Source organism: Paenibacillus shenyangensis, assembly GCF_000346635.1.
GTDB lineage: Bacteria > Bacillota > Bacilli > Paenibacillales > Paenibacillaceae > Saccharibacillus > Saccharibacillus dauci.
Map to the genome: position 1 here is coordinate 45,608 of NZ_AOIG01000012.1, position 25,603 is coordinate 71,210.

General features: G+C 46.2%; 22 protein-coding genes. 17 read left to right on the forward strand and 5 right to left on the reverse strand.

Annotated features, from left to right (window positions below; genetic code table 11):
- Nucleotides 1–150: 150 nt before the first annotated feature.
- The 9 genes from H065_RS0111020 to H065_RS0111060 all read left to right on the forward strand — a co-directional run bounded on the left by H065_RS0111020 (nucleotide 151) and on the right by H065_RS0111060 (nucleotide 12,231).
- Nucleotides 151–1,452, forward strand: coding sequence for an ABC transporter substrate-binding protein (locus tag H065_RS0111020; RefSeq protein ID WP_017813115.1), 1,302 nt, complete (start codon nucleotides 151–153; stop codon nucleotides 1,450–1,452).
- A gap of 102 nt (nucleotides 1,453–1,554) precedes the next feature.
- Complete coding sequence (locus H065_RS0111025) at nucleotides 1,555–2,436, forward strand: carbohydrate ABC transporter permease (RefSeq protein ID WP_017813116.1); 882 nt, start codon at nucleotides 1,555–1,557, stop codon at nucleotides 2,434–2,436.
- Between the two features lie 27 nt (nucleotides 2,437–2,463).
- Nucleotides 2,464–3,273 carry a carbohydrate ABC transporter permease gene (locus H065_RS0111030; protein WP_407944423.1) on the forward strand — a complete coding sequence of 270 codons (810 nt, stop codon included), beginning with the start codon at nucleotides 2,464–2,466 and terminating at the stop codon, nucleotides 3,271–3,273.
- A gap of 134 nt (nucleotides 3,274–3,407) precedes the next feature.
- Nucleotides 3,408–4,454 (forward strand): glycoside hydrolase family 130 protein, encoded by a 1,047-nt coding sequence (locus tag H065_RS0111035; RefSeq protein WP_017813118.1) that lies wholly within the window; start codon nucleotides 3,408–3,410, stop codon nucleotides 4,452–4,454.
- Between the two features lie 69 nt (nucleotides 4,455–4,523).
- A complete protein-coding gene (locus tag H065_RS0111040) occupies nucleotides 4,524–5,483 on the forward strand; it encodes a glycoside hydrolase family 113 (protein WP_017813119.1) in 960 nt (319 codons plus the stop codon).
- Between the two features lie 32 nt (nucleotides 5,484–5,515).
- On the forward strand, nucleotides 5,516–6,487 hold the full coding sequence (locus H065_RS0111045; RefSeq protein ID WP_017813120.1) for an acetylxylan esterase: 972 nt from the start codon (nucleotides 5,516–5,518) through the stop codon (nucleotides 6,485–6,487).
- Between the two features lie 198 nt (nucleotides 6,488–6,685).
- Complete coding sequence (locus H065_RS0111050) at nucleotides 6,686–8,635, forward strand: BglG family transcription antiterminator (RefSeq protein ID WP_017813121.1); 1,950 nt, start codon at nucleotides 6,686–6,688, stop codon at nucleotides 8,633–8,635.
- Between the two features lie 411 nt (nucleotides 8,636–9,046).
- Nucleotides 9,047–10,051, forward strand: a complete 1,005-nt coding sequence (locus tag H065_RS0111055) for a metal ABC transporter substrate-binding protein (protein WP_017813122.1) — start codon at nucleotides 9,047–9,049, stop codon at nucleotides 10,049–10,051.
- 158 nt (nucleotides 10,052–10,209) lie between these two features.
- Nucleotides 10,210–12,231, forward strand: coding sequence for a PTS fructose transporter subunit IIABC (locus H065_RS0111060; protein ID WP_017813123.1), 2,022 nt, complete (start codon nucleotides 10,210–10,212; stop codon nucleotides 12,229–12,231).
- Between the two features lie 182 nt (nucleotides 12,232–12,413).
- Here H065_RS0111060 and H065_RS0111065 read toward each other — a convergent pair whose 3' ends face one another.
- The gene (locus H065_RS0111065) at nucleotides 12,414–13,400 is read right to left on the reverse strand and encodes a phosphotransferase (protein WP_017813124.1); all 987 of its coding nucleotides are present in this window, start codon (nucleotides 13,398–13,400) and stop codon (nucleotides 12,414–12,416) included.
- A gap of 4 nt (nucleotides 13,401–13,404) precedes the next feature.
- Complete coding sequence (locus tag H065_RS0111070) at nucleotides 13,405–13,932, reverse strand: GrpB family protein (RefSeq protein ID WP_017813125.1); 528 nt, start codon at nucleotides 13,930–13,932, stop codon at nucleotides 13,405–13,407.
- A gap of 308 nt (nucleotides 13,933–14,240) precedes the next feature.
- Between H065_RS0111070 and H065_RS0111075 the strand changes: the two genes are divergently transcribed.
- Nucleotides 14,241–14,825, forward strand: coding sequence for a TetR/AcrR family transcriptional regulator (locus tag H065_RS0111075; protein ID WP_017813126.1), 585 nt, complete (start codon nucleotides 14,241–14,243; stop codon nucleotides 14,823–14,825).
- Nucleotides 14,826–14,832: 7 nt separating this feature from the next.
- Nucleotides 14,833–15,579 carry a type I methionyl aminopeptidase gene (map, locus tag H065_RS0111080; protein WP_017813127.1) on the forward strand — a complete coding sequence of 249 codons (747 nt, stop codon included), beginning with the start codon at nucleotides 14,833–14,835 and terminating at the stop codon, nucleotides 15,577–15,579.
- Nucleotides 15,580–15,673: 94 nt separating this feature from the next.
- Here the strand turns inward: map and H065_RS0111085 are convergent, their stop codons facing one another.
- Entirely contained in the window at nucleotides 15,674–16,270 is a 597-nt protein-coding gene (locus H065_RS0111085; protein ID WP_017813128.1) for a hypothetical protein, read from the reverse strand.
- Between the two features lie 445 nt (nucleotides 16,271–16,715).
- Between H065_RS0111085 and H065_RS0111090 the strand changes: the two genes are divergently transcribed.
- Nucleotides 16,716–17,465 (forward strand): spermidine synthase, encoded by a 750-nt coding sequence (locus H065_RS0111090; RefSeq protein WP_338010875.1) that lies wholly within the window; start codon nucleotides 16,716–16,718, stop codon nucleotides 17,463–17,465.
- A gap of 371 nt (nucleotides 17,466–17,836) precedes the next feature.
- On the opposite strand, the gene metE is transcribed toward H065_RS0111090, so the two are convergent.
- Nucleotides 17,837–20,131, reverse strand: a complete 2,295-nt coding sequence (metE, locus tag H065_RS0111095; RefSeq protein ID WP_017813130.1) for a 5-methyltetrahydropteroyltriglutamate--homocysteine S-methyltransferase — start codon at nucleotides 20,129–20,131, stop codon at nucleotides 17,837–17,839.
- 382 nt (nucleotides 20,132–20,513) lie between these two features.
- On the opposite strand from metE, the gene H065_RS0111100 reads away from it, so the two are divergent.
- The 5 genes from H065_RS0111100 (at nucleotide 20,514) to H065_RS25765 (ending at nucleotide 23,523) form a co-directional block, all read left to right on the forward strand.
- Entirely contained in the window at nucleotides 20,514–21,113 is a 600-nt protein-coding gene (locus H065_RS0111100) for a hypothetical protein (protein WP_017813131.1), read from the forward strand.
- 106 nt (nucleotides 21,114–21,219) lie between these two features.
- A complete protein-coding gene (locus H065_RS0111105) occupies nucleotides 21,220–21,762 on the forward strand; it encodes an SUKH-4 family immunity protein (protein WP_017813132.1) in 543 nt (180 codons plus the stop codon).
- Nucleotides 21,763–21,866: 104 nt separating this feature from the next.
- The gene (locus tag H065_RS0111110) at nucleotides 21,867–22,760 is read left to right on the forward strand and encodes an NAD-dependent epimerase/dehydratase family protein (protein ID WP_017813133.1); all 894 of its coding nucleotides are present in this window, start codon (nucleotides 21,867–21,869) and stop codon (nucleotides 22,758–22,760) included.
- 95 nt (nucleotides 22,761–22,855) lie between these two features.
- Nucleotides 22,856–23,236 carry a hypothetical protein gene (locus H065_RS0111115; protein WP_017813134.1) on the forward strand — a complete coding sequence of 127 codons (381 nt, stop codon included), beginning with the start codon at nucleotides 22,856–22,858 and terminating at the stop codon, nucleotides 23,234–23,236.
- An 89-nt stretch (nucleotides 23,237–23,325) separates the two neighbouring features.
- On the forward strand, nucleotides 23,326–23,523 hold the full coding sequence (locus H065_RS25765; protein ID WP_017813135.1) for a nuclear transport factor 2 family protein: 198 nt from the start codon (nucleotides 23,326–23,328) through the stop codon (nucleotides 23,521–23,523).
- A gap of 406 nt (nucleotides 23,524–23,929) precedes the next feature.
- Here the strand turns inward: H065_RS25765 and H065_RS26980 are convergent, their stop codons facing one another.
- Nucleotides 23,930–25,180, reverse strand: coding sequence for a replication initiation protein (locus H065_RS26980; RefSeq protein ID WP_017813136.1), 1,251 nt, complete (start codon nucleotides 25,178–25,180; stop codon nucleotides 23,930–23,932).
- Nucleotides 25,181–25,603 lie beyond the last annotated feature (423 nt).

Consider the following 25,603-nt stretch of genomic DNA (forward strand, 5'->3'; position numbering starts at 1 on the left):
AGTCAATTGAAAAATATAGAAGTGAAAGCTAGTTATTTAGAAAGAGAGATCAAAATAACGATTGACTAGAAAGCGCTCACAATATAGAATGCGTATGTAACCTAATCGATAAGGTTAAATAAAGTTACGGAATAAAGGAAGGGGATTGGAATGAAGAAGCGTAGATGGTTTTCCAGCTTCGTAGCGTCATTGCTGGTAGTTTCACTGTTGGGAGGCTGTTCCAAAGGCAGCTCGGACAATAGCGACCCAAATAAAATTGAAGGCGATATTACCGTGATTACGCAGCGTACAGATATTGTGGATACGGTATTTCAAGATTATGCCAAAGAATTTAACAAGATTTATCCTGACGTTAAAGTAAATTTTGAAGCCTTATCCGACTATGAAGGACAGATCAAAGTACGAATGAGTACAGAAGATTATGGAGATGTACTGCTCATTCCAACCAGTATTCCTATCAAGGATATCCCTGATTTCTTCGAACCTCTCGGTTCTTATGATGAACTGAAGCAAAAATATACCGGGATTGAAGAACGTATGGTGGACAATAACATTTACGGTATCCCTGTAGCGATCACCTATTCGGGAATTATCTATAACAAACAGGTATTCAAACAGGCGGGCATCAATAAAGTTCCGCAAACAACAGAACAGTTCCAACAGGCGCTACAACAGATCAAGGACAAGACACAAGCAGTTCCGCTGTATACCAACTATGCTGCCGGATGGCCACTCACCCAGTGGGAAGCGGATCTTCCAACGGTAGCTGGCGATCAGGATTATGTGAATATTGCACAGCCGAACTCGGATGATAACTTTGTAGCGGGACAGCCGCATTACGAATTGTACAAAGTACTGTATGATGCAGCCAAAGCCGGACTTATAGAGAAAGACCCGACAACAACCGACTGGGAAAGTTCCAAAGCCGATTTGGCTAATGGCAAAATCGGTACGATGGTGCTGGGTTCATGGGCTATTGACCAGATCAAGGGCGTAGCTTCCAATCCTGACGATATTGGCTTCATGCCATTCCCGAGCAATGCTGCCAAAGTCGTTGTACCGCTGGCGGCAGACTATAATATCGGCATCAATGTGAACAGTGAGAACAAACCGGCTGCCAAAGCATGGGTGGACTGGTTTATCAATAAATCGAATTATTCTGTAGAGCAAGCCGGAAGTATCAGTCCAGTCAAAGGCTCCGAACTGCCAGCTGTTCTCAAAGAATACGAGAAAGAGGGCGTAAGCTTTGAGACACTGACTCCAGGCAAAGCGGGTCAGGAAGGGTTAGTGGACAAAATCGATAAAGAAGCCGAAATCGGACTGTGGCAGCCTGATTTCAAAAAGCGGATTATAGAAGCAGCGATTGGCAACAAAAATGAATCATACGATGACATTATGAAACAATTGAATGACGCATGGATCAAAGCGAGAGCAGCCGTCGCTGAGAAGTAATCTGTGATGCGGACGGGAGGACAGAGAGGGCTCTGTTCTCTTCCCGAACCGCTGCAGGAAGACGGCATGGTTTTGGTATCTGAGCGAAGCTGGAGGTAAAGGATGTTCAAACTTTCCAATTATAACTATTCGACCCAACGGAAAATCATTATCGCCGCTTTTTCGGCAATTCCGATGATTCTGCTGATTACATTTTCCTATCTGCCTGTATTCAATATGTTCAAATACAGCTTTACCGACTGGAATGGCTACAGTAAGCATATGGATTATGTGGGTTTTCAGAATTATAAACGTATTTTTAGCGAACCCGAGTATTTTGCCGTGTTCAAAGTCAGCTTGTATTACTTTTTTGCCACGTTTGTACAGATGGGACTGGCGCTGTATTTTGCGACCATTCTCAGTTTCAGTACCCGATTCAAAAACTTTTTTAAAGGGGTGCTATTTTTCCCTTATATGCTGAACGGGGTAGCGATCGGCTTTATTTTTCTATTTTTCTTCCGTCCGGATGGCACACTGGATACCTTGCTAAATGCACTCGGACTCGGTCATTACATACAGCTGTGGCTGGGCAATCCGAATATTATCAACTACTCGCTCGCCGGTGCTTCCGTATGGCGGTATATGGGCTTCAACTTTATTATTTTCCTCGGTGCAATCTCGTCGATTGACCGGGATGTGTACGAAGCGGCCGATATTGATGGCGCCAACCGCTGGCATCAGTTCCGCCATATTATTTTGCCGAGTATCGGCAAGATTGTGCAGCTGAATATTATTCTTGCTGTAAGCGGAGCTATCAGTGCTTTTGATATCCCTTATATTATGGTAGGCGGCTCGAACGGTAGTGAGACATTTGTTATTCAGACAATCGATTTGGCCTTTAAATACAGCAAGCTGGGATTGGCATCGGCCATGGCGGTAATCCTGCTGTTTATTGTTGTGATCGTTACCGCTGCACAGCGCATGCTGGTGAAGGAGGAGAAGTAAGCTGTGTATAGACTCAAATATTCGGCAATGTCCACATTCAAATACGCCACGCTGATTATTGGCGCGATCATTGCCTTGCTGCCCATCCTGGTTGTATTTTTTGCTTCATTCAAAACCAAACAGGAGTATGCAGTTACCAGTCCGTTGCTGCCTCCGGAGAACTGGCTGAACTTTGCCAATTACACCAAGGCTTTTGTCGATGGCAAAATGCTGCTCGGGTTTGCCAATACGACCTTTATTCTGGTGATCTCGATTGTCGGGGCGACGCTAACTGGTTCGATGATTGCTTTTGTACTCAATCGTTTTCAGTTTAGAGGCAGCAAGCTGATCATGGGTGCCTTTCTGCTGGCGACACTCATTCCGAGTGTGACGACCCAGGTGGCTACGTTCCAGATCGTCAATGCACTGGATCTGGTCAACACGCACTGGGCAGCCATTATCCTGTATCTGGGTACCGATATTATCGCCGTGTATATTTTTCTGCAGTTTCTGGAATCGATTGCTCCGGCACTGGATGAATCGGCAATGCTGGATGGAGCATCATACTTTACGATTTACTGGAAAATTATTCTGCCACTGCTCAAGCCGGCGATTGTCACGGTCATCATTGTCAAAGGGATCAATATTTACAATGACTTTTATATTCCGTTCCTGTACATGCCCAAGTCCGGGCTGCAGGTCATATCCACTGCCTTGTTCAAATTCAAAGGACCATATGGCTCGCAGTGGGAAGTTATCTGTGCAGGTATTATGATCGCCATTATCCCGACGTTGATCATTTTCCTGATTCTGCAAAAGTATATTTACAATGGATTTACCAATGGATCAGTGAAATAAAAATTGTTTTATGAATATACAGCAATTTTACTAGTTTGTTAGCTATTTCCTATTCTCGGCATAACCTTTCCCAAATTCAAAAACGCAAAACCCAAAACCCAAAACCCAAAAAGAGAAAATGGAGGAGATTAATCATGACTGATATTCAAAACAAGACTGTAACTACGGTGAAAATTATTGGCGATTCGCTGGCTGCAATGCCTTGGCAGGATAAGCCGGAAGGCTACGAGTTCCCGGTATGGCGTCATACGGCGAATCCAGTGATCGACCGTAATCCGGTCAAAGGAATCGCACGTATTTTTAACAGTGCTGTTGTTCCTTATGAGGGACGGTTCGTAGGCATATTTCGTGCGGAAACGGTGAACGGACGCCCACATCTGCATCTGGGCTGGAGTGACGATGGTCTGGACTGGCAGATTGAAGAAGAGCGCATTGAATTCCAGGATGAAGCAGGAGAGCCGTTTCAACCGAACTATGCCTATGACCCGCGCCTCGTCAAAGTAGAAGATACTTATTACATTATCTGGTGTACCGATTTTTATGGAGCGGCGATAGGATTTGCCAGCACCCAGGATTTCAAATCCTTTACCCGCCTGGAGAATCCATTCCTGCCGTTCAACCGTAATGGCGTGTTGTTCCCTCGTAAAGTAAACGGCAATTTCCTTATGCTATCCCGTCCAAGTGATAGCGGGCATACTCCATTTGGTGATGTATTTGTTAGTGAAAGTCCCGATCTGATCTACTGGGGCAAGCATCGTCATGTGATGAGCAAAGGTGGCCAGGGCTGGTGGCAATCGGTCAAAATCGGCGGCGGGCCTGCGCCGATCGAGACCAGTGAAGGCTGGCTGATGTTCTACCACGGCGTGACCGGTACATGTAACGGACTTGTGTATAGCATGGGCGCTGTTATTCTCGACAAAGACGAGCCATCCCGTGTGAAATATCGCGCTTCGACCTTTGTACTGACACCGGAAGAATGGTATGAAGAACGTGGATTTGTTGCCAATGTTATTTTCCCGTGTGCGACACTGCATGATGCCGACACCGGACGAATCGCTATTTATTATGGAGCAGCGGATACGTATGTGGGTGTGGCTTATACAACAGTGGAAGAGATCGTCGGTTATGTGATTGAGCATCATGAAGAGATTGCAGATGACCAAGAGATTGGCCGCATGTAATCGGGTCTTGTCATAACTGGATTCAGTGCGAGGGCAGATTATTATTATGAGCAAGAAAGGAATGCATGCATGAACTACATCAAGGGATTTACCTATGGCTGGATGAGCGGACGCGGCAGCTTTCGTTCACCTGAAGCCAGAGAATCACTGCGCTTGATGCAAGAGCGTACTGGCAGCACTACAGTTATTTTTGCCCTGGCAGCATTGCAGGATACGCCCCATTCTACAAAGGTGGATTATCGCGGGGAGCATATCGTCGAGGATGATGAACTGATCGCCATGCTGGATTACGCCCGTTCTCTCGGACTCAAGCTGATCATGAAGCCAACCGTGAACTGTCGTAATGGCACCTGGCGGGCGCATATCAACTTTTTTGATAAGGATGTACCTTGTGAACCCAAGTGGCACGAATGGTTTGCCAGTTATACCGAGTATCAGCTTCATTATGCCCGGATTGCCGAGCAAACAGGCTGCGAGATGATGATTGTCGGCTGTGAAATGGTGCAGACCGAGCGACGTTCAGCAGAGTGGCGGCAGCTGATAGCGGATGTACGTCAGGACTACGCCGGTCTGATCACGTACAACACGGACAAATATCAGGAAAATAATGTGAAATGGTGGGACGCAGTCGATGTCATTTCATCCAGTGGCTATTATCCGATCAATGATTGGGATCATCAGCTGGATCGGATTGAGTCTGTTATACGTCCTTACAACAAACCATTTTTCTTTGCGGAGGCAGGCTGTCCCAGCCGTAGTGGTTCGGCGATGATCCCCAATGACTGGGAATGGGCAGGCACAGTGAATCCAGGAGAACAGGCGGACTATTATACGGCTATGTTCAGCGCCTGCAAGACTCGCCCATGGGTAAGCGGTTTTGGATTATGGGACTGGAGTGCCGCCTTGTATAAGGAAGAGGAAGCCTTGAATCATGATGGATACAGCGTATACGGCAAGCCCGCCGAGCACGTCATCCGGGAGTTCTATACTTCACTGCCGAACGACGTGCAGAATAACACTGTAAAGTAATACTGCAGCATAAGTGGAAAAGGGGAGAGCAGATGGCAGTAGATATGTCTTTGGAGCAGTTAAAAAACTACATGGGCAGCAGTCCAAGACCGGCGGATTTTGATGAATACTGGGCAAGGGGACTCGCCGAATTGGATCAGCAGTCGCTGGAGTACGAGCTGGTACCGGCTGAATTTCATTCGCCGGTAGCGCAGTGTTATCATTTGTATTTTACAGGGATCGGTGGAGCTAGAATACATTGCAAGCTGGTACAGCCGACAGATGCCGCATTACACCCTGCAGGTCCGGGGCTGGTCATGTTCCATGGGTATGCTTGTGACAGTGGAGACTGGTTTGACAAAATTGGCTATGCTGCTCACGGATTTACCGTACTCGCGATGGATTGCCGGGGGCAGGGCGGATGGTCGGAGGATGCGCTGACCGTCAAGGGCTCGACGATTCGTGGACATTTTATTCGCGGTATAGATGATCCCGATCCGGACAAGTTGTATTTCCGTAATGTATTCCTCGATACCGTTCAGACTGCACGTATTCTGATGTCTCTCGAGGGAGTCGATCCCGAGCGGATCGCTGCCCATGGATTATCCCAGGGTGGAGCGCTTACTGTAGCCTGTGCTGCACTGGAACCGCGTGTGAAGATCGCTGTTCCGGTCTATCCATTTCTGTCAGACTATAAGCAGGCGAGTCAGCTGGATCCAACGAATTCCGCTTATGAAGAACTGGTCTATTATTTCCGGTTTTTCGATCCTCATCATCAGCGGGAGGATGAGATTTTTGGGAAATTGGGCTATATTGATATCCAGAATCTGGCGCCGCGTATCCAGGCAGATGTACTATGGGTAACCGGACTTGCAGATATTATTTGTCCGCCATCCACACAGTTTGCAGCCTATAACAAGATTACTTCACCCAAAGAAATGCTGCTTTATCATGAATATGGACATGAATATTTGCCGGCTCTATCTGACCGTACTTTACAGAAGCTGATGCAGCTGAACTTATAATTTTCTGTCGATCACCTTGCATGTAATGATATTTCATTGTATAAAAATGTAACGGATAATAATAACCGGACCTTCTCGGAGGCTCCGGTTATTATTGTATTTCAGACTGTGATTGGTAAGTAGATATTGCAGTACCGGGAGACGGTCACGGTCGGAGCAGATCGTTCCTGACCGATTATGAAGGAGTAACGAATAACGATGATATTGTTAAATGCCAGACAGCAGGATATTTTGCAGCTTCTGTTGAATCATTTGGGTCAGTTTATCCAGATCCAGAATGTTGCAGATCATCTGCACTGCTCGGAGAAGACGGTTCGTAATGATTGCAAGATTATTGAACAGTATATAGCGGATTATCCAACTGCAGCGCTGATTCGAAGACCAGGGGCAGGCATCAGTCTGAGCGCATCCGGAGAAGGAGTTCATGCGATGATTGCGCAGCTGCAGACCATACAGCCAACCTCAATCATCGTTCCCGACAAAGAGCGTATCGTACAGATCGCTTACCGCCTGCTGATGAGTACAGAAGCGGTAACCGCACAGGAACTGGCAGATACTTTTTATGTCAGCCGTAACATGATTCGCAGTGATCTCGATCTGATTGCCGACTGGCTGAAGCCCTTTCATCTGCAAGTGGTCACCCGGCAGCGGATCGGTATGATAATTGCTGGAGAAGAGCGTCACAAACGACTGGCGCTGGTACGGCTGAATCGGCTGGCGGATAACGGTGAGCCTGCAGGCAAATGGCTCAAAAGCCAGTTCGCTGCTCACGAAGTGGATACTGTCTATCATGAGTTGGAAGCGTTATGCCGGCGACAGCAACTCGATTTTACAGATGAGACATTCGATAGTCTGGTCATTCACATTTTGCTGATCAGCCGTCGCATTAAGCTGGGCCAACCGATCATGGTGACCGGACATGAGATGGAAGAAATCCAACAGAAGCGTGAGTATGAATGGGCGAGTGAACTGACGGCTGCGCTGGGTAGACCATTTGCGCTGGCTTTTCCCGAAATGGAGAAGTGTTATCTGGCACTGCATCTGCTGGGCGGCAAGCTACGTTACAAGCCGGACAGGGTCACCGAACCAGCAGGCGAAAATAGGGAAGAACTGCCTGTCCTTATAGTGGATCAGCTGGTTCGAACGATGTGCAGTCTGAATCTGATTGATTTTACCAGGGATGAGACGCTGATCAGCGGACTGCATGTACATCTTCGGACCACGCTGAATCGCCTTCAGTACGGGCTGCCGGTGACTAATCCGATGCTGCATGAGATCAAGAAAATGTATCCTTATATGTTCGATATGATGGTATCGGCTGTAGATGAGATTAACCGGGAATATGGACTGGTCATTCCGGAAGAAGAAATGGCCTATCTGACGCTGCATTTTCAGGCAGCTGTAGAAAGGCTTAATCACAGCAGCCGGAAGCATAAACAGGTAGTGATTGTATGTCATATGGGGATCGGAATGTCCCAGCTGCTCTCTTCCCGGATCGAACGTAAATTCTATGCAGTGCATGTAGTGGGCTGCATTGGGCTGACCGAGCTGGATGATTTCCTTCGTCAGCATCAGGTAGATATGATTATCTCGACGATTGAGCTTCCGTCAGTGCCTGTTCCCTATATCGTGATTTCTCCGCTGCTGGAAGCCGGAGAAGAGAAGAAGCTGGAGCGGTTTATCCAGAAGTCAGAGCAGACCCCGTCAGAAAAGCCACAGGAATCCATACTGCTCAAATATACGACACCTTTTCTGGTTCGGCTTCAGCAGCAGGTGGAGCATCCCTATGAAATTATTGAACGTCTCGGTCAGCTGCTGCATCAAAAAGGATTTGTCACTGCAGACTATATGCACAGTGCCATTGTCCGCGAGAAGATGTCTGCGACAACGATAGGTATGGGTGTTGCGATTCCGCATGGCAGTCCGCAGCATATTATTCAATCGGCGATTGCTATCGCAACTTTGCAGCAACCGCTGCGCTGGGGCAATGAGTACGTATCGCTGGTATTTATGCTGGCTGTGCAAAATGATAATCAGCAGGAGACACGGCTGCTTTTCCGGGAGCTGTCAGGGATCAGCGAGAATCCGCTGCTTGTTCAGCGTTTGCGAGAACAAAACGATGTAATGACCTTCCTGAGTGGATTTTGAGTTATTTTCAAGAACCGCTCTCAAAATTACAATTGACGAAAAAAGAGTCCATCGGTATAATTCTTTTTATTCGTAATAATTACTATTAGTTGAAAGGCCTGACGAATATGGATTCAGAAACAGAGAGCAAGTGATAGTTGCTCTTTCTGATTCTGTACTGGTTAATACATTGGATCTAAAAGGGCTGCTGATCACAGCCCTTTTATTTTCTGCTTTTGAAAGATAGCCGTATTTCCAATATTGGATCAGTTAGTGATCACCAGTATACAATTCAAGGTTTGTAGGAAGGATGAACAAAGGAATTCATCTGCCTATTCACAAATCGTAATAATTACGAAATAAAACAAACAGCCCTTCAGGAAACATAGTTTTTCCGTACTGTTAAGCTGTCTAAACCAAAGGAGTCTATTCATGAAAAAATATCTAATTACTGTACTGATGCTTATTATGGTCCTGGTGCTGTCTGCCTGCAGTTCGTCTCCCCAAGTGAATGAGAAGAATACTGATTCTGCCACAGCATCATCAGAGACTTCAGCTACCAGACCCAAGCTGGAGATCAAAGCGAGCTTTTATCCTATGTATGAATTTACCCGGCAGGTGGCAGGTGACCGAGCCAATGTAGATATTCTTATACCGGCCAATATAGAACCGCATGAATGGGAGCCTACTGCTCAGGACATTGCGGAGATTACGAACGCAGACCTGCTCGTGTATAATGGCGCGGGTATGGAAGGATGGGTGGATCAGATTCTATCCAGTACCACAGGCAGCAAACTGGCTGTAGTCGAAGCGAGTAAAGGGTTGCAAATTATGGATGGAATAGCTGAGGAAGAAGGCAGCGAAGAAGAACATGAAGAAGGACATGCAGATCATGACAGTCATGATCATGGTGATCTGGATCCCCACGTATGGTTGTCTCCAGCGCTCGCCATCCAGGAAGTGCGCAATATCCAGCAGGAACTGTCCAGATTATCCCCGGATGACGCCGCTATTTTTGAAGCCAATGCCAATGCGTATATTGTACAATTGGAGAAGCTGGATCAGGAGTTTAGACAAGGTTTGAAAAATACCAAGCGCAAAGATTTTATTACACAGCATGCGGCATTTGGATATTTGGCCAGAGAGTACGGTTTGACACAGGTTCCGATTGCCGGACTCGCACCCGATCAGGAACCATCTGCCAAGAAAATGAGCGAGATTGTCAATTTTGCCAAAACGCATCATGTCAAAACAATCTTTTTTGAAACGCTGGTTTCTTCCAGCTTCGCGGATACAATTGCCAGTGAGATTGGAGCCAAGTCGGCTGTATTGGATCCTCTGGAAGGAATCACCGATCAAGAAAAAGCTCAGAATGTCAACTATTTAAGCATTATGCGCAACAATCTGGCTGCTCTACAAAAAGCATTAAACGAATAAGTGAAAGATGTTCAGCTGCACAGCAGATCGCTGCTCGTTGATAAATAAAATTCCTTTTACCGCATCTTCCTGTCTCTTCCGGTAAAAGGTTGAACATTTAACATCCATCCTCCGGTTTATAATACATGTAAGCGTTACAACAATGGAGGATGATACACATGAAATTATTGGCAATTACTTCATGTCCTAATGGAATTGCACATACGTATATGGCAGCAGAAAATCTGCAAAAGGCAGCGGATCAGCTGGGCGTACAGATGAAAGTAGAGACTCAGGGTTCAATTGGTGTCGAGAATGAATTTACCGAACAGGAGATACGTGAAGCCGATGGCATTATTATCGCAGCGGATAAAACGGTCAATACCTCCCGATTCGGTGGCAAACGGCTGCTGGTAGTCGGTGTACAAGATGGCATCCGCAAACCGCAGGAGTTGATCAAGCGATTTAGCGAAGGCGAAGTCCCGGTTCATCAGGTTACAAAAGGCTCTGCATCGTCAGGTAAGCAGGAACGCCAGGATAAGCAGAATCCGATCTACCGCCATCTGATGAGCGGGGTTTCCTACATGATTCCTTTTATCGTGGTCGGTGGTCTGCTGATTGCTATTGCACTGACGCTGGGTGGACAGAAGACACCCGGTGGACTGGTTATTCCCGATGGATCATTCTGGAAAACAATTGAGCAGATTGGAGCTGCCTCCTTTACCTTTATGGTACCGATACTCGCCGGATTTATTGCTTACAGTATTGCGGACCGGCCGGGTATTGCACCTGGTGTAATCGGTGGTTATATCGCAGCAACGGGAAGCTTTTATCATAGTGAATCGGGAGCCGGATTTATCGGCGGGATTGTAGCTGGTTTCCTGGCAGGTTATGTAGCGCTGGGTATCAAAAAGCTCAAAGTTCCACGTGCCCTTCAGCCGATTATGCCAATCATTATTATTCCGATTCTGTCATCACTTGTAGTCGGATTGGTATTTGTGTTCTTGATCGGTGCGCCGATTGCCCATGTTTTTGAAGTATTGACTGTATGGCTGGCGAGTATGCAGGGAACCAGTTCGGTGCTGCTGGCACTGATTCTGGGAGCGATGATTTCCTTTGATATGGGTGGACCGGTGAATAAAGTAGCCTTTTTGTTCGGTTCTGCGATGATCGCGGAAGGCAACTATGAGATTATGGGCCCGATTGCAGTAGCAATTTGTATTCCGCCAATCAGTATGGGATTGGCTACATTTATCGCCAAGCACAAGTTCCGTCCGGCAGAACGCGAAGCTGGCAAAGCGGCATTTACGATGGGATTGTTCGGTATTACCGAAGGGGCGATTCCATTTGCGGCTCAAGATCCACTGCGCGTTATTCCAAGTATTATGGTCGGCTCCATGACCGGGTCGGTGATTGCCATGCTAGGTCATGTAGGAGACCGCGTAGCCCATGGTGGTCCGATCGTTGCAGTTCTGGGTGCAGTAGATCATGTGCTCATGTTCTTCATTGCCGTAATTGTCGGCGCCGTCGTTGCTGCACTGCTCATTACACTACTGAAGCGAAATGTGCCGCTCGATGAACAGATGGAGAACGAAGGTGGACTGGACAATCAAGGAACAACTGCTGCACCAGCAGCGAGCATGGCTTCATCTTCTATAAATAGTCCGTCATCTGCTCATTCCGCTGGATCGGTGGTACCGACAGATTCTGTATCAGCAGCGGATAAAGCCGAGGCGATCCGAATGGAACAGTTGACTGATATTATGGATATGGATCTGATTGAACTGAATTTGCAGGGAGAGACCCGGGATCAGATCATTGATGAAATGATTGCTATTCTTGATCAGCAGGGCAAACTGACTTCTACAGCCGAGTTCAAGCAAGCTATTCTGGAGCGTGAGCAGGAGAGTACTACCGGTATCGGGATGAATATAGCGATTCCGCATGGCAAGTCGCAGGCCGTTCAGCGTCCGGCAGTCGTATTCGGCCTGAAGCGCGATGGTGTAGACTGGCATAGCATGGATGGTACGGCTGCACGACTGATTTTCATGATTGCCGTTCCACGCAACAGTCAGGGCAATGCCCATCTCAAAGTACTGCAAATGCTGTCCCGAAAGCTAATGGATGAGCAGTATCGCAATCAGCTGCTGCAGGTAAGCAGTCGTGAAGAGGCTTATCAACTGCTCGAACAGATCCGTTAATTTGAAAAACAGGAGCCAAGCAATACCTGATATTCTATCTAAAAGGATCTTCAAAATATCAGCGTCTGCCAACTTCCATTTTCATACAATTGAAGTTGGCAGACAAAGCCGCAACTAAAAAAGCAAATCAGTACACAGTATATGCTGTGCTGATTTGCTTTTTTGATTAATATGATCCTTATTCAAAGAGAGCCTGTGATCTCTTCCAATTCTCCATAATGCTCGGCCAGCCAGTTCATCTCCAGGGCGAATCGCTGCGGGGGACCGATTTCCACATCCATCCCTGATCGAATCCACCAGACACTCTCCATATACCAGAGCGCCTGCAAGGATACACCCAGCTTTTCCTTATACAGAGGATGAATTTCACGGTAACCTTGCATAAAGACAGAAGCCCGACTGTAATCCAGCTCCCCATTCCAGATACAGGACAGAATAGCCCGCGCAATATCCAGCTGCGGATAATCATAATTCAGCCGATCATAGTCCAGTATCGCAGCGACTTTATCCGGATAGAACAGAAGGTTGTCTGTCCACAGATCACGATGAGCCCACCCTGGACGAAGATGATGCAGAATATCCGTATTCATTAACACAGTGGCCTGGCGCTGCTGCTCGACGAGTGGTAAACAGGCTTGCTGTTCTTCTGCTTGCAATTGAGCATATAGTCGGTCCCAATGCTGCAAGCGCTGTTCACGTGTAGGCGGCTGGAATAGAGGAGAGGCTGATACAGGCAAAGAGCCATCATTCAACCGAAGATGCATCTGTCCGGTCAGTCGACCCAGATCATATAGCTGATCTCCATTCACCGTACCAGGTGATACTATGTCACCTTCACAATATTCCATAACAAGAAACCGTTCTCCCAGATGGGAAGTATGCCAGATGGTATGATCATCAGTAATCAATTTTGGTGCAGGAATACCATCATGATACAGACGAATCTGCTGGGCAAAAGCCCGGTTCAGCACAGCAGGATCATAGTCCCTGAAGCGTTCACGATTATACTGCTTGATCAGATAGGTTCCCGTATCGGTATGTATTTTCCATTTCAGATTCAGCCAGCCGCGATGTATAGGGGAGATCGACTGAATGTGCCATCCCAGCCGTTGTACACAAGCATCCATAATATCGTTCGAAATTTGATCTGCCTGATAGATGGTATCCATGGGCTTATCCTCCCCGGTTCATATTATGCCATTGCTGGGCATCGCTTAGTATATTCTGGCAATGATCTGCTTTGGCTTGCTGGTAAGCGGCCGGATCATGGGGAAACTGATCTGCCAGCCGCCGCTTGAGTTCTCCATATTGCAGTGCTTGCTGCGGATGATGAATCAGATAATCCCGGAACAGCAGATGCTGGATAGTCTGTGGATGAGCGGGTTCATAGATGTGTAGATGATGCGTGCGCTGATCGTCTCCCTTGGTAAAGTATTCTCTTCCGGCAATTCCATTTTCCCCGCGTGGTTTATAACCAGCACGAATCAATGGTTCATAATAGAGTGGAACATCATCAATCTGCCGGACCAGCAGCAGAATATCGATAATGGGTTTGGCGTAACCTATTGCAAGTACCGAAGTACTGCCGATATGGTGCATAGCAAGTAGCTGGTCTGTAAAAATCGCCTGTAAGATAGCGGATTCTGCTTCATATCTTGTGCTCCACTCCGGTGTCCACGCTTTTACCTGAACCTGACGCATAAGAATGCTCCTTTCTATATTTGATTATGAAGCTACGATCCACAGGATTACCCAAATAGCAGGGGAGAATAGAGCCATCTGGACATATGACTTTATGGTTCCATTCTATCTGTACTATTCTCAGCATCCTTTCCATATATTGTATCAGTGCTGTAGGACAGATCAAAGGCAAGAATCTATTCAAAAAGAACCTGTCTCATCTATAGTCTTATACGTACCTATAGATTTCTTTTGCATCTCAGCAGCCGATCGGCTATTCTTTTTATATCGACAAATTTGTATGTCTATAAAAGGAGGTGTCTGCATTCATGTGTCCTCGTACCAAAGAACAAAATGAGAATATACGTATGCAGCGCAGAGAGCAGATTCTGGATGTTGCTGCACGTTCCTATTTTCGGACCGGTGGCAGCTTCGATATTCGCGATGTAGCTCGTGAGGCAGAGCTCGGTTACGGCACAGTCTATCATTATTATCCCAATCGTCATTTGCTGATAGAGGATGTGCTGGATAGCGGATTTGAGCGATGCGAACATGTGCTGACAGAGTGGATCCATACCACAGGTGATTATGCGGATCAGGCGCAGCTGTTATCATACTGCAAATCACTGCTTCAGCTCTGGCAGTCGGACGCTCGCGCCTATCTCGTCTACAAAATGGCATCGGAATATTATGCAGGGCTGACAGAGCAAGAGTGTTATTCAGCCCGGCAGCGATTCATGGAGCAATTATATATCCCCCTTCAATCAATTACACAGTGCAGCGATGATAGCCTTCGCTATATGCTGGCTGTATTGGTCGGCTGCTGTGGTCTGCACTATTACACGGATAATTCCAGTCCCGATACGGATCGAATCGCCCAATTGGCTATGCAAGCTATTATAAAGGAGTTCTGATACGAACATGATTATCTTAAAAAGCAAACACGAAATCGAAGCGATCCGCAAAGCCTGCCAGGTGGTAGCTGAATGTCATCGCACTATCGCACCGATGATCCAACCGGGTATTACTACGAATGAGATTGAACGCATTTTTGAAGAAATCATGCTAAAACACGGTGCCAAACCTTACCAAAAAGGCTACAAAGGGTACCAGTATGCTACCTGTGCTTCTATAAATGATGTCATCGCACATGGATTCCCTGACAACAAGCCTCTTCAAGAAGGAGACATCGTGACGATCGATACCGTAGCAGAACTGGGCGGCTGGCTGGGTGATTCAGCCTGGAGCTATGCAGTTGGACCCATATCGCCCACTGCCGAGAAACTGATGCGTGTCACCAAAGAGTGCCTTGATCTGGGAATCGAACAGGCAAAGTCTGGTAATCGACTGGGTGATATAACCAGTACGGTTCAGCAGCATGCCGAATCGAACGGTTTTGGCGTAGTACGCGATCTTCTCGCTCATGGTATTGGTCAGAATCTGCATGAGGAGCCTACGTATATGCATGTTGGCAAACCCGGCAAAGGTGTACGTCTCAAAGAAGGTATGGTATTTACGATCGAGCCCATGATCACCGAAGGTACCTATCATATGACAATCGATCCGGATGGCTGGACAGCACGGACGCTCGATCGCAAACTTGCCGCGCAGTATGAACATACAATTGCCATTACAGCAGAAGGCCCACAAATTCTGACTGCACAATAGTAGAAACGGTCAGCCAAATCCCATTTCCGATGAACTTTGCATGCAGGTCAGCCAAATATAATGATGTTGAGGCTTTATTCTGTTAATGATGTAATTAGTGATCATAGGGAATAGCATGCCATTCCCGCAGACTGTCTGCATTATTGTAGTCACTGGCGATCTTCCAGCTTCCATTTTCATTTTGCATGATCAGCTTGCCGCCCAGAGGGATGGACTCATTTTGCTTGTTGAGATGGAAATCGAGCCGGTAAGACAGGCGGATAATCTGATCTGTATTGGAAACGGTACGTGAACGGATAGTAATTTCTTTTGGAGTGATAGAGGTTTTTTCCTGAATCGCGATTTGCAAAGGAAAGCCAACAGATTGCTCGGTGCGAATCCATTCGTAGTATTCGGAAGTCAGCAGCGGTTTAAGCTTTTGCTGAACCCGTTTTAGCTGCTTGGTTTCGTCCTTCTTATCGTAGATATTATCAACCGTGTACTGGGTTTTCAGATAGTTGGCGGCTGCTTTCATGGCATCCTGCATCTGGATATTATCCAGTCCCAGGGTAGTATCGGCAGAAGGAGCGGATTGATCGGTATGAGATGCCTGGGCAGAGCTGGCTTTGGACGATGGGCCGGTGTCTGTACAGCCGAGCAGCATCGTGGTGAGCAGAGAGAGGCTAAGCAGAGTAGGGATGAATTTGGACATGGCGTACTCCTTTCATCATAGGGAGATGGCGGCTCGAACAGCCGGTTATCAGGTTGGTGAATGGATGAGCCGCTGGTCTTCTCTGCAGCTAAGGATATAAGTGGATGTAGAGTAGATATACTGCGTGATCAGGAGGACACTTGATGGCCCGGAAGGAAGTAAAATAGTTACTGTTCATTACATACCCCATACACCGATTAAGAAAAGGGAATACACTCGTAAACATGAAAAAATGTAACTATTTTAGTGGCTAAAGCAATAGGCAGATGAAGAATGTACTACCGAGCAGATGCCGCATTCAGCTGACTGATCGATACAGCGCGAGTACAGCTATAAAGTAGTACAGCTGCCTTTATAGAACAGAAAAGATCATCTTGACGCAAAAATAGAGTATTACATGACAGAGTAGTTATATAAACCAGGCTGCTCGATACCGAAGGAGAATATGATTGTGCAGGTGCTTTTTCATCAGGTAACACCTCATGCGGATATAACCGTCTACGAGACAGATCGACTTTACGGGGAAAAAGGGCATTTCCGTGTCCTGCAGTTCGCTAATGCCGATGTACAGGGAGCCCTTGATCTGAATAATCCAGAGCGAATTGTTTTTGAATATCCACGAGCTATTATTCATTTGCTCGAACATCATCTGGGCGATCTGCAGCATATCTTTATGATTGGCCAGGGGATTGGTACACTGAGTCGTTATTTTGCCGATCGCCATATTCAGGTGGCAGAGCTGAACCGTACGGTAGCAGAACTGAGTATAGAGTATTTTGGTTGTGCACGTGATCCACTCTGGATTGGGGATGGCAGGGAACTGCTGGAAAGGCAGCCAGATCATCAGTATGATAGTGTGATTGTCGATGCATTCGATGAATCGGGGACACCGAATCAGCTGGTGTCGCTGGAGTTTTTCACATTGGTGCAGCATAAGCTGCATGAACAGGGAGCACTGATCATGAATCTGATCGGCAGGGGAACCCATGATACACGTATTCATGCTATCTATACGACGATATGCGAAGTATTTCCTCATGTGCGCTGTTTCCAGCTGCCGGTCGAGAAGAACAGTGATGTACGCAATATTATTATGATGGGTAGTCAGACACTGATCCAGTACCAATCCCGTCAGCTCGCCGGATTTACAGAGGAACAACCTGATTATGCTTATGTGATTCGGGACGAATATTGATTATCAGCGGGAAAGTATGTATCACATAGCTGCCGCTGATTATATGTACCTGTGTGGATAGAATAACTCAGTATATTAAAATACCTGTTCATCTATACTGATGGTCTATCTGCTTATCGTTGATTCTATGTTTATTTATAAATACCAAATAAAAAGCACGCTGCTGCAGACATCAACTAGATGACTGCGCAGCGTGCTTTTTTATTAAGGGTTATAGTAATCAAGGCTGATGCTATGCGAATACATAATTATTTAATTACATAAAGCATAACCTCATTAACGCTAACTCTACTAAATCCAAGTGCAGCAGATATAACCTGTAATTATTTAACTATACTTTATAAGATCCGGGACTAACCGATATATCTGGATTACACGCCTACCTTGGTTTCCTGGCCAAGCTGGCGACGGATATCCTGAGCGGCTTCTACCATCAGTTTCAGTGCGGCGACTGTCTCCGGATGAGCACGTGTTTTCAGACCGCAGTCCGGATTAATCCAGAACAGCTTCGGATCCAGGACGCGCAGGGCACGTTCGATCAGCTGTACCATTTCTTCTTTGCCTGGTACGCGCGGGCTGTGGATATCGTATACGCCAAGACCGATTCCTTTGTCATAACCATGCACTTCAAAGGAAGAGATCAGTTCGCCATGACTGCGTGAAGTCTCGATTGAGATAACATCGGCATCCATCGCTTTGATCGCGTCGATAATATCATGGAATTCTGAATAGCACATATGCGTATGGATTTGCGTTGTTTCCTTGACCGCAGCAGTAGAGAGGCGGAACGAACCCACTGCCCAATCCAGATATTCCTGCCATTTGGAGCGTTTGAGTGGCAGACCTTCACGCAGTGCCGGCTCATCGACCTGAATCATCTCGATACCAGCCGCTTCCAGTGCCAGAATTTCGTCGGAAATGGCACGGGCAATCTGGTACGATACCTGACTGCGAGGGATATCATCACGAACAAATGACCAGTTGAGGATTGTAACCGGACCTGTCAGCATGCCTTTGACTGGCTTGGAAGTGAGAGACTGCGCATATTTGGTTTCTTTGACCGTCATTGGCTCGACGAAGTTCACATTGCCATAGATAATCGGTGGTTTGACGCAGCGTGATCCATAGGACTGTACCCATCCATTTTTGGTAAAAGCAAATCCATCCAGCTGTTCACCGAAGAATTCCACCATATCCGTACGTTCGAATTCACCATGCACCAGTACATCCAGTCCCAGTTCTTCCTGAATCTGAATCCACTCACGGATCTCCTGCTGGATAAATTGCTCGTATTGCTCTGGCGTCCATTCCCCGGTGCGCCAGAGGCGGCGGGCACGACGAACCTCAACGGTTTGTGGGAAGCTGCCGATTGTTGTAGTTGGAAGAACAGGCAGTTTCCATTTCTCATCATGAAGGCTGCGACGCTCTTCAAAAGGAACATTACGCGTATCATTTTCATTGGCTGCCTGATCCGGGTGCTGCGGGGAACGCCAGTCCGAGCCTGCCAGCTGGGATACTGCTTTGCGGCTCTGATCCAGTTCGCTTTGCACCGCAGCGCCGCCGATATTCGCTGCACGGGTCAGCAGTGCCAGCTCAGCCAGCTTCTCATCTGCAAAAGCAAGCGCACTTTGCAGGACAGGCTCCAGTGCCGTCTCATGACGGGAAGTGACCGGCACAAATTGCAGACTGCAAGAAGGCTGAAGCAGAATACGGTCACGAGAAACGGTCTGGGCGATCACATTGATCAGTCCAAGTTTTTCTTCCAGATTGGAGCGCCATACATTGCGTCCATCGATCAGGCCGACACCAATCACTTTGTCTTCCGGGAAGCCCCAGTCATCAAGAGCATTCAGATTCTGCTCCAGACCGTAGACAAAGTCCAGACCAATACCCTGCACAGGCAGATCGATCAGCTTGCCGAATCCATCGACGCCTTCAAAATAGGTTTGCAGAAGCAGATTACTGCTGCCGGAAGCTTTATTGAGCTGTGTATAGGCTTCTTGCACAAGTGTCCATTCATCAGCGGATACGTCCAATGCCAGTGAAGGCTCATCGATCTGTATCCAATTGGCTCCAGCTTGATTCAGTTCACTGAGTACCTGGGCGTACAGCGGTACCAGCTTGTTCAGCCAGCCGGCGAATTCGCTGCTGTCATAACCTTTGGATAATTTGAGGAATGTATAAGGTCCGAGTAGAACCGGCTTGCCTTCCAATCCAAGTTCCTGCTTGGCTTCCAGATATAGCTTCAGTACACGGTTCTCGGTCAGTTGAGGAGTCAGATCATTCAGTTCGGGTACGATGTAATGATAATTGGTATTGAACCATTTGGTCATTTCACCAGCTGCAGCATCTTTGGTACCACGAGCGATACCAAAGTACTGTTCCAGCGACACTTCGCCGCCGGTATAGCCAAAGCGGGAAGGTACCAGGCCGAACGTGACAGCTGTATCGAGCACATGATCATAATACGAGAAATCGCCGACCGGAATCAGATCTACACCCGCTTGCTGCTGCTTGCGCAGATGATCCAGACGCAGACTTTTCATCGTGTCAAGGAATGTCGCTTTGTCGCTCTTGCCACTCCAGTAACTTTCCAGTGTCTTCTTCCATTCACGTTGTTCACCGAGGCGCGGGTAACCGAGGTTGCTACTAAGTACTCTTGGCATATTCATTTCCTCCCAGATATGGATTGCGATGCTATCGCTTAAGTTGTTTTTCATATTACAGCATTATAGAGCAGCGTGGTTATACGTTTTGGCTATACCATATAATGGCATGGAGCTATACCGGACAGATCGAGAAAGTGTATTACTTTGGAAAACGAAGGGTTCAATGATAAGATAAAAGAGGTGCAGCAGGTGGTTTAGTACATAGTATTCAATAGGATATATTATTATTTTCTGCTGCTCCTTGCTGCTGTGCAGTGTGCATTCTGTAATAAAAAAGATGCCTGGGCTGAAATGAAGAGTAAAGGAGAGCCGTTCAACCTGTTCACAGCCTTGAGACCGCTGCACATGCATAGACCTATAGAAGTGAAAGGGGATTGTTATGAGTTTTTTGTATTTTTTCTGGGGATTTCTGGTTCAGTGGTTGCTGCGTATAGTAACGGAAGGCCTGAGCAGTGCTAGCCTGGTTAGTGGATGGGTCGATTCTGTACCGCTGATTATTGGTTATATCATCATCATTATCGGATTCGTGCGCATTCAACCGTTCCAGCCGTTGATGGGCAGAGGAAAATGGGGAGCTGTCGCGCTGATTCTACTATCTTTGATCCAGATGGTGCTTCCAGTGACACCGGCAACGGCATTCTGGGGAAGTCTGCTGACGGTGCCTGTTGCTGCAGCTCAGTTGTATATGGCATATTACCTGTGTCTCGGTATCCAGCAGATTGCGCAGCAGCAACTGCAGCCTAATTTGAAGCAATCTGCTTATCGCCGCTGGAGAATGTACTTGTACTGTGAAGTAACACTGGTGCTTTCATTCGTATGCAGTCTGTTCGCCGATGCCGAACAAGCCAATATCTGGGCGACCGTTTCTGCCATACTTGCTATAATCTATGTCATTCTTAATCTTATCGTTTATCTTCTGATGCTTTCTCTGACCTGGAAAGCACATAAGCAACTGGAGCTTCCTTCAGCGCAATCATAGCATTAAGAGAACATCGTAAAAGTAAATGAAAAATGTAGAGAGTATAGCTCATATCATGATTGTTATCTATGGGTATAAATATAACAATTAAGGGAGGATACAAAAGATGAATCCCATGATACAGGCAATCGCGGACCAACTTTCTCCCCTGTCTCATATCGAAATAGAAAATAATAAAGTGCTGAGCGATATCGTTCATCAGTCCCGTCAGCTAGTTCCTTATCACAATAATGGTACAGTGTTTTACGAGGAACTATATGATCTGTCACTGGAAAAAGAGCATCTCATTATTTTTGGTCATGATATGAGCGGATATTTTTTTATGAATTTGCAGCTTATGTATATAGGTTACCTGCATCCCGAAGATAATCAGTACAAGAAGACTTTTTGTAACTCGCAAATCGAACATTTTGTGCATTTTCATCGTTCGTTTATTGATATGGTTCTGAGAAAAATTAAATTTCCGAATGCGGAAAACAGCGACGATATGCTGGAGATGCTTGAAAAGATGTATTATACGCTGGATCGGCAGGCTATGGAGAATGAAGAGCATTTCTGGCCGGTACGATTATATGAAGTTTCCGAAGGATTTTTCCCACTGGATACTGCACGTCTGGAATTTTACAAATCCCTGTATGGGCAGTCCTGATAAGTGGAATATGAATAAGGATAATCCTGATTATTCAGAATTAAAGCTGCATATTGCAGGTGCTTTTGAGTAGCGTCATTAATCATTACAGGAGGTCGAGCATAATGAAGAATGTACTTGTTATTGGAGGTACCCGATTTTTCGGTAGAGATCTTGTGGAATTGTTGCTGGACAAAGGAGTACAAGTAACCCTGCTCACACGTGGGCAAACCGAAGATTCCTTTGGAGATCGAGTACAGCGGCTGACGGCTGACCGGACCGATGTTCAGGCATTGCAGCATGCTGTAGGCAACCGCACATTCGATGTGGTATACGATAATATCTGTTATAATGCGCGCGAAGCAATGGAAGCCTGCTCTGTATTCAGCGGCCGGGCAGGACGTTATATCGTAACGTCGTCGCTGTCTGTCTATGAGTTTGGAGAACAAGTACTGCTGGAAGGGCAGGTGGATACATTCCATCATCCAATTGATTCGAATCCGGAAGCCAAGCCGGATTATGCAGAAGGCAAGCGCCAGGTAGAAGCTGTATTTTTCCAGCAGGCTGATTTTCCGGTAGCTGCTGTACGATTCCCGATTGTGCTGGGTCCCAATGACTATACCAAACGCCTTCATTTTCATGTTGGACGAGTACAGCGTGGCGAAGTGATCGGTATATCCAATCTGTCAGCCCGTATGAACTTTATCCACGAGCAGGAAGCGGCAGATTTTCTGTACTGGCTGGGAATGTCTTCTGAACTGACAGGACCGGTAAATGCCCGTTCGGATGGAGAAATCACCCTATTGGAGCTTATCACTTTGATCGAGCAGGAGACCGGCTGCAAAGCTATCGTACGCAGCAAGACCGAAGAGAGCGAACAATCTCCATTTGGCGTACCTTCTTCCTGGATCATGGACACGTCCAAAGCTTACCGTGCCGGATTCCGGTTCCGCCAACTGTCCGAATGGCTGCTGGTTCTGATCAGCCGGATTGCTGCTGAGGAGAGAGGCGATCGGTAAATAGTGAGAATAGATATCCAGCTGCCGATTAACTGCGCATCTACCAGCGGTAGCTGAAAATCATATCGTCTTGAGAATAAAGGAGAACAAGTACAATGAGAAAATCAAATCTAAATCTGGAGCTGTTTGCAGCGGATATACCACTGGTCGATGGGATAATCGAATCGATTACATTGCTGCCTGATCAGGCTAAAGTCTATTTCAGAACAGAGAATGGAGCTGCTGCCGTATTTACATTTGAACAAACAGCAGCTGTTTGGGAGAAGCGTGCTGCCGGTCAGGAGATTGGTGGTATGATCACGCAGCCGATTCACCTTGTAAAGCCGCATATTCGTGAATCGCTGCTGGCCGATATAGAGACCGGCGAACTCGATCAGGAGACGCTGGATAGCCTGTCGGTCTATTCTTTTCTGAATAGCTGGAGTGAACAGCCGCTGCTGGAGATTGCTGCCGTAGAAATGAAGATCGATAAATAAAAAATCCATATCACCAAACGATGTGAATCAAGGAATAAGGAATGAAGTGAAACTCTGCTGCGCATAGAACAGGGAATGGTGTTGGGGTTGTGAATGAGGAACTCGTAACTTCATATGAAGAAAGATTACGTAAAGCAATGATCGAAGGCAATATTGATAGTCTTGATCAGCTTATCGACAAACAGCTGGTATTTGTCAATCATTTTGGACAGGCCTTATCCAAGAAAGACGAAGTGGGCAATAATGAATTGAAAGTTATATCGGGGCATTGCAGTTTGGTTCAATAATGGAACGATACAGCGACAATGGAGTAAACTATTAAATGCGACATTTTTAGGGTTGATTATAAGCAAAAAAGTAGTGGCTATCGAGGATGCAATTAAAAGAACCCTAAAACGGACAAAAATAGGGTGTATTGGTTTGAAAAGATGCATTGTTAAACAATCTGCTATTCAAACACCCTATTTTTGTCCGATTTCAATAAAACTTAATTTTCATTGGCTAACTAAATAATGACGAAAATGCTCTATAAATTAGCCGACATTAAATTCTAAAGGCACTCCACGTAACAGATAAATCATTTAATCCATACTAAAACAGCGTATTCTTTTCTTGATAGAGAGAAAAGAATACGCTGTTTGTATTGCAAATTGTTATTGACTTGAAAATCGCGCATGGGTTCGGCAATAGCTTTTAATTATTTGCGTTTGCTGTTTGTTGTACCTGCTCTCCGCGGTAGACCTCAATCGTATAATCCGCAAAAAACTTTTTCTGAATAAACTGCTGAAAATAGGCTCCGGTCATCCGGTGCGGATCAGTTGCATCTTCATCAATAATATCGATATCTTTATCCTTCACACTTGCCTTGAGCCCAGACAGCTCAGCTTGCAGCTCCTCTGCTGACAACTGCTGGATATAGTCGCTTACTTTGACAGAAAGTGCTTTGTAATAGTTCTCCGCTTCCATTGCTTTTTGCTTTTGTGCAGATTTCTCCTCTTGCAATCGTTCCTGTTCTGCCTGCAGACCGGTCTTGGGCGTGCGGTAATCATGCTTCAGGGCAGCCATCGTGTAGGCAGGAATATCTTTGACCTTGCCACGGAGTACATCCTGTCGTACTTTGTCTAGATTCTCCATAATATAGTCTCTGCTATATTCAGCCAGAATAGGTTGTATCGCCGGTTGTTTGAGCCCAAACTCATACTTTAACAAACTGCTCAGCTGCTGGGATGTATTCGGCTGGGCAATTGCTGCTGTTTCCCTGTTTGGAAGCAGAGTCGTTTTTTTGTCGGGTGTTTTGGAAGTGATAGTGAATTTAACTTCGCTTACCTTGCGTCCGGATTTGATCTCGGTATAGTCGATTTTGATATCCGTGTGCTTGTTGATTTCTTCCTGCGCTTTGACAATCACCCGCTTTTTAAAATCCGAATAGACCGGATACTGGTCTTCCACACCCAGCAGTTCCTTGAGCCGCTGAATAGTAAATGTCCGCGTACCGATACGCTCATACTGTTTGAGCAGTTCATAGATCCGCATCGCGTAGGCACTTTTCAGCTTGATAATATCCTGCAGCCGGTAGGTGGTAAATTTCTCTTTGAGCTGCAGAAGATAAGGCTTGAGCTTGGGAGAGAATTCTACCTCAATCATGCCTTCTCCGGGAAAATATTCTGCCGAAGCGAGCCAGGTAACCTGCAGATTATCATGTACATAAAAAGGCTGGGACATCAGGCTGTATGTATAATCTTTGATCTGCTGATATACATTTTTATTTTTCACACCAATCAATTTGGCGAAGTCGCTAATTTTGAAGCGATAAGGTTTGAATTCTTCATCATTTGGAGAGATGGTACTGATAAGTACAAAAATAATACGCAGCTCCACAACACCCAGATTAAGAGGGGTCTCAATTAAATTATTCGATTTGGTAACCAGACTGTTTTTCCGCATATAAGCCTCCGTATCTGAATCATAGGCTCATTATAAAGCAAGCCGAAGGATAAAAACAGGGAAGAGCTTCGCCACAGCCCTTTGTGATGTTTTCTCTTGTTTTATAAACATAGTTTTAATAGATTTTAAATCTTTTGCTTGTTTTCGGCTGGCTATATTCCTTGTGTTATAAGGGATAACAGACGCTTTAACGGACAATAATAGGGTATACTGCGACATTTTTAGGGTCAAATATGGACATTTAAAGGGTAAAGTATGGACAGAAAAAGGGTTGCTAATCAGACAAAAATAGGGCGAATCAGGACAAAATCAGGGTGAACAAAGACATTTCTAGGGTAAAAGAGACCAAAATAGGGTGTCTTTTTGTAGCTCCTGTCGTTCTGCCCTATTTTTGTCTGATTAATCGTTCTGAACAGTCTGAAT